Raw genomic sequence first — 3,288 nt, 5'->3', positions numbered from 1 at the left:
AGATGGCCGTTATCTTCGGCGACCGGTTCGCAAGGGCGATGAACGCCTGAAACTGAAATCCGCCCCGCCGAGCACGAAATTCCGGATACTCCCAGGGTAGGTCGCCTGCATCTCCACCAACGACATGCCCGCCCAGGCCACCTTCATCGCCAACCTGTTCGGCATGGCCGCCTGAAAACGCTGCCCCTCCAACTCTCTGCGCCCGCCGTCAAATTTTGCAACGGAACTGACGATCAGGACGGACAAGCATGCCGGCTATCCCCCGGGCCCTCGAAGACGTCTTCGAGGACGACAACCGAGTACGCCTGTGCCACGACAAGGCGTCGACAGTCACCGCCACATGAGCGCGCCTTGAGTGTGTACGGCGGATGAAAACATTGAACACAGCAGCACTCAGATCTTTTTTACTCAAAGATTATGAAATAACCTCGAATAAGTCGGCGCCGCAGCGCCTTCTGCTCAAGGTTTCGGAAGAGCCCCAGGCGGCGCGAGGAACTGCATCGTACACACGATTCGCCCGCTGGACCCGGCTGAGGCTGTGGCGCCGGTTGCTTGATCGGCTCCGCCGGACGTGGCGGCTGGCCTACGGCGACACGGCTCAGCCGAGCGCGATGGTGATCGACAATCGGACTTGTCGCTCGGCCCCGAGTTGCTTCGTGCGTGGCGTGGACAGTGGCAAGAAGATCCGTGGGGTGAAGGTCAGCATTGCCGTCGAAAAGTACGGTATCCCACTGGTGATCGACGCTACGCCAGCCAACGTGCATGACACCACAGGCATCGTCCCGGTCCTGCGCCAACTCGTCGAAAATAGCTTTCAAGGGCCAGCCATCGGCGATCTCGGCTACCGCAGACAGCGCCTGGCCAGAACCGCTGCGGCGCTCGGCATCGCCATCCAGCCGATTGCCCGCAGCCGCGATGGCGTGTTCATCCCCACCGGGATCGCCTGGGTCGTGGAGCGCTCCTTCAGTTGGATCACGCGCCACCGTCGATTGAACACCATCGTCGAGCGGACGAAGAGCACCTCGTCACTTTCGTCGATCGCCTTCATCTCCATTCTTGCACGGCGCCTCAAGCGCCTCGTCATTCAGGATGCCAGCGCATGATGTCCATGAACAGCTTCTGAGGACTGCCCTCAGAAGCGAAGGATCATTTCCCGGCCGATCAACCCTGGCGCTCTTTTGTTACTCCGGAAAAGGCCTGAAACGCTTCCGTCACATCATTCATGACTTGCGGGAAGAAGGCAATGCGGCCGGCAAGCAGACCTTCGCTGATCGGCGTGGGACGGGGGAGCGCACGCGGCAAAGGGGGCGGTTTGCCAGAGTCCCGTTCATCGGCACGGGGAGGCTCGTAAAAGTGGAGAGCGAGTTGGCCGTCAGGTTCGGCGGCATAGGGAAGACAGGGCTCGGTCCGGCGCTCCGCACCGGGGAGGACATATTGATCGCCCTGGGCGGTCCTTTCCATCAGCGGCATCCAAGACACCCTCTTGCCAAATAAAGCCCCGTTCAACCTATCAGATTCCACCCAATCCGCTCCAGGGAATATGGCTAAATCTGTATGACCGGATCGGAACCGCCACGGGCGATACCGTCTCCATCGGATGGATCCTTATAGACTCTGGACGAACGGACACTATGGACACAGTCACCCAAATGCTTCTCGGGGCCACGGTGGCGCAGGCCGGCTTCCGCCACCGACTGGGCCGTCGCGCGCTCGCTGTCGGTGCGGGCATCGCGCTCATTCCCGACCTGGATGTTGTCGTCGGCTGGATCGGTGGACCTTTTGCCAACTGGGTGCATCATCGCGGCCTGACCCATTCAATCCTGTTCGGCCCTTTTGCCGGCCTGCTGTTCGGTTGGCTGATCTGGCGATGGCAACGCCGCCGCCACGGGTCGGACAGCCTGTGGGGCGGGAGCGACGCGTTGCGGGCCTGGATCTGGCTGGCCATTCTGGCGTTGATGACCCATCCGGTGATCGATGTCTTCACGTCCTATGGCACGCAGTGGCTCTATCCGCTCACCAACGTACGCTTCGCGATCAACGCGATGCCGATCATCGATCCGGTCTACAGTCTGGTCCTGCTCATCGCCGTGGTGGCTGGCGTCGCGATCCGCAAGCGGGCGGCCTTGGCACAGGATATTGCGGGCGCCGCACTGATCATCGTTTCGGCCTATACGCTCGGCGGCTGGGCCATCAACGAGCGCGTCGAGGCGATTGCGAAAGCGCAGGTCGAAGGTGGGATCGAGGTGACAGCCTACCCGACCCTGTTCCAACCTCTGCTGCGCCGGGTCGTGGTCGAGACGCCGGACGCGGTGCGGGTCGGGTTCCACTCCGTACTGAGCGCGGAGAAGATCCGGTGGGAACGGTTCGAGCGAAGCACGTCGCCGGCCATTGAGGCGGTTGCGGCGACTTCGGAGGCCAAGGTCTTCCGCTGGTTCTCAATGGAAAATCTCTATTGGCGCGAGCAGCCGTTGGACTCCCAGCACACCCTGGTTCAAGCCCTTGATCATCGATACGGCATGCCAGGGGTCTCATCGCTCGGCTTTTGGGGTATCCAAGCCGTTGTCGATCGGGCGGGGGTGTTGGCGGGCGCGGTGGAAACCTTCCAAACGCCCCGGGACGCATCCCAGGCGGCGTGGCAGGATCTGTGGGTCCGCATAGTCGGCACAGGGCCGGCCGACCGAACGGTCAGTGCCGACTAACCAGACGGCTTTCTCGTGCGAACGAACGCCTAAGCTGAAGCAGGGCGACCGAGGCCATATGTTTGCCAGCCGAAAGGCGAGTAGCGGCCCGTCCCACGGCATGTCCCCATCGCGGATTGCGCCGGGCGGCCCAGCGCCGAGCCTCAGACATGGGGGGCGGGCCGATGAACTCTACCATTTTCGCGGTTCTGGATGTGCATAAGGCGACGGTGTTCGTGGCCGTTGCCGAAGGAACACGAGATGGCGAGATCCGCTCGTTCAGCACGGTGGCGAAACGGGCTGAGGCGATCGAAAGGCTGGTAGGGCGGCTCGCCCGGGATGGGTATGGCCTGAGCGGCATCGTCACGCGAACTGGGTCGGCGTGCAGAACACCCCGAGTTCGCATGTGTCAATCGGCGTTGGGACATAGGGGCTCTTCCGCGCTTTTTTATGACGTCCGTGGGATTCGGGGCTGGTGATGCGCACCTATTGGACACCATCCCGTAACGCTCCCTTGGGAGTATCCGGAATTTCGTGCTCGGCGGGGCGGATTTCAGTTTCAGGCGTTCATCGCCCTTGCGAACCGGTCGCCGAAGATAACGGCCATCTG

At 62.2% G+C, this 3,288-nt stretch carries 4 protein-coding genes; 2 read left to right on the top strand and 2 right to left on the bottom strand.

Annotated elements, in window-relative coordinates; translation table 11 throughout:
- Positions 1-9: 9 nt before the first annotated feature.
- The gene (locus J2852_RS31190) at positions 10-246 is read right to left on the bottom strand and encodes a hypothetical protein (RefSeq protein WP_209883168.1); all 237 of its coding nucleotides are present in this window, start codon (positions 244-246) and stop codon (positions 10-12) included.
- 122 nt (positions 247-368) lie between these two features.
- On the opposite strand from J2852_RS31190, the gene J2852_RS31185 reads away from it, so the two are divergent.
- Complete coding sequence (locus J2852_RS31185; protein WP_209883167.1) at positions 369-1,103, top strand: transposase; 735 nt, start codon at positions 369-371, stop codon at positions 1,101-1,103.
- Positions 1,104-1,161: 58 nt separating this feature from the next.
- On the opposite strand, the gene J2852_RS31180 is transcribed toward J2852_RS31185, so the two are convergent.
- Positions 1,162-1,470: a hypothetical protein gene (locus J2852_RS31180; RefSeq protein ID WP_209883165.1), complete on the bottom strand. Its 309-nt coding sequence runs from the start codon at positions 1,468-1,470 to the stop codon at positions 1,162-1,164.
- Between the two features lie 161 nt (positions 1,471-1,631).
- Here J2852_RS31180 and J2852_RS31175 point away from each other — a divergent pair, with 161 nt between their 5' ends.
- Positions 1,632-2,699: a metal-dependent hydrolase gene (locus J2852_RS31175; protein ID WP_209883162.1), complete on the top strand. Its 1,068-nt coding sequence runs from the start codon at positions 1,632-1,634 to the stop codon at positions 2,697-2,699.
- Positions 2,700-3,288 lie beyond the last annotated feature (589 nt).

Source organism: Azospirillum soli, from assembly GCF_017876165.1.
Classification (GTDB): Bacteria; Pseudomonadota; Alphaproteobacteria; order Azospirillales; family Azospirillaceae; genus Azospirillum; species Azospirillum soli.
Note: the sequence above shows the minus strand (reverse complement) of the source record. Positions and strands in the feature narration are given on the sequence as shown.

Excerpts from the sequence above, each read along its gene's own strand:
- J2852_RS31185 (WP_209883167.1), top strand. The coding sequence starts at position 369 with ATGAAAACATTGAACACAGCAGCACTCAGATCTTTTTTACTCAAAGAT.
- J2852_RS31180 (WP_209883165.1), bottom strand. The coding sequence starts at position 1,470 with ATGCCGCTGATGGAAAGGACCGCCCAGGGCGATCAATATGTCCTCCCC.
- J2852_RS31175 (WP_209883162.1), top strand. The coding sequence starts at position 1,632 with ATGGACACAGTCACCCAAATGCTTCTCGGGGCCACGGTGGCGCAGGCC.